Source organism: uncultured Marinobacter sp., assembly GCF_963974375.1.
Taxonomy (GTDB): Bacteria; Pseudomonadota; Gammaproteobacteria; order Pseudomonadales; family Oleiphilaceae; genus Marinobacter.
This window is the reverse complement of the sequence record NZ_CAXBDN010000441.1, coordinates 1-1,660: the sequence shown is the minus strand read 5'-3', so window position 1 is coordinate 1,660 and position 1,660 is coordinate 1. Positions and strand designations below refer to the sequence as shown.

General features: G+C 58.7%; 1 protein-coding gene. It reads left to right on the top strand.

All coding sequences use genetic code 11. The features are described 5' to 3' along the window. The first annotated feature begins 113 nt into the window (after positions 1–113). The gene (locus tag AAC035_RS21200; RefSeq protein WP_053113071.1) at positions 114–1,430 is read left to right on the top strand and encodes an IS1380 family transposase; all 1,317 of its coding nucleotides are present in this window, start codon (positions 114–116) and stop codon (positions 1,428–1,430) included. The last annotated feature ends 230 nt before the right edge of the window (positions 1,431–1,660 follow it).

Here is a 1,660-nt window from a genome sequence, read left to right as displayed (position 1 = left end):
ACCTGAATCCGTGAGTTCAACCGGCTGAAACTGTATCCAAAGCCTGCAATAACAAAGCCTTGGGCGATATAATAGCACCTGACATCCATTCACCCAGTCAGTGCATTTAGCTCATGCGTACTTTCACTCTCCAGCAATCCCGAACCGAAGTCTATACACCCCACGGCGGACTGGCCCTGGTGGGCCACTGCCTGAACCGGCACACGTCGCTGATCAAAACCGCTCGCACAGTCGTCAAGCGGCACGGTATTCCGAACATTGAGCTGATCCGCACCTACCTGGGCCTGATCACGCTGGGCAAGAGCGATTTCGAGGCGGCCGAGCCGGTACGAACAGATCCGTTCTTCAAATCGGCGATGGGCATCAAGCAGTCGCCATCTTCAGCCCGTTTGCGCCAGCGATTTGATGAAGATGCCCAAGCCCTGACGCCATTGCTGGAGGATGCCAGCGTTGAATTTCTTCAGTCCGTCGAAGCGCCGGTGTCACCACTGGCGATGGGCCATGTTGCCCTGGATATGGATGTCTTTCCCATGGACAACAGCCAGACCCATAAAGAGGGTGTCAGCTACACCTACAAGGGTTACGACGGCTATGCACCCATTGCCGCGTATCTGGGCCAGGAAGGCTGGTGCCTGGGTTGCGAGCTACGCCCTGGCAGCCAGCACGCCAATAACGGTTTTCTGGATACCCTCAAACGGGTTTTGCCCCGGGCCCGGTCACTGACGGACAAGCCCATCCTGCTGCGTCTGGACAGTGCACACGATGCCCGTGACAATCGCGACTTCCTGCGCGAGCAGGACCAGATCGACTTCCTGATCAAGTGGAACCCTCGCAAGCAGGATCCCTTGGCTTGGGCAAACAAGGCCCAGGCCAAGGAAGTCTGGTCGCTGGACCGCGACGGCAAGATGGAAGCGGTTCTGTCAGAAGACCTTCCCGATGAACCCGGCCTGCGTCGCATCGTCAAGGTCACCGTTCGCACCAGCGATGCCTCCGGTCAGCTGTACCTGGAGCCAGAAGTTAGCATCGAAGGCTGGATTACCTCCTTGCCCGCTGACGTGGCCAGTGAGCAACACATCATGGCGCTGTACAGCGACCATGCCACCAGTGAACAATTTCACAGCGAGTTCAAGACCGACCTGGACCTGGAGCGCCTGCCCTCCGGCAAGTTCGACACCAACAACCTGGTCATGGCCTTCGCCACCATGGGTTACAACGTGCTGCGCTGGATGGGCCTGAGACTGACCGCCCCAGATGCGCCAGTGCGCCATCCGGCCAAGCGCCGCCGCCTGAGAACGGTGATGCAGGAACTGATGACCATGGCCTGCCGCCTGGTGCACAGCGGCCGGCAGTGGATTCTGCGCTTTGGTCGGCACTGTCCGGGCTTTGCCGTTTACCGCGACCTCTATGGAAGCCTTGCCGCCTCCGGTTAAGCAAGTCCGACAACAGCCGCTACCTTAAAGCCACCCGGAAAACCAGCCCGGGGCAACCCGCTATTGCCTGACGACCAGAAGTTGATCAAAACGCGCCCAAATTTGGCCGCTGATCGACGTCAGACTGCACGTTCCGGCATTATCAACCTGCTTTTGACCAAGTGATGGCTCCCGTTAGCGCCGATGGCGCTTTGCGGAGTATACTGGCCTGCAAAGTCACTGATTCAGGT

Bases quoted from the DNA above. Each gene is read 5' to 3' on its own strand.
- AAC035_RS21200 (WP_053113071.1), top strand. From the start codon at position 114: ATGCGTACTTTCACTCTCCAGCAATCCCGAACCGAAGTCTATACACCC.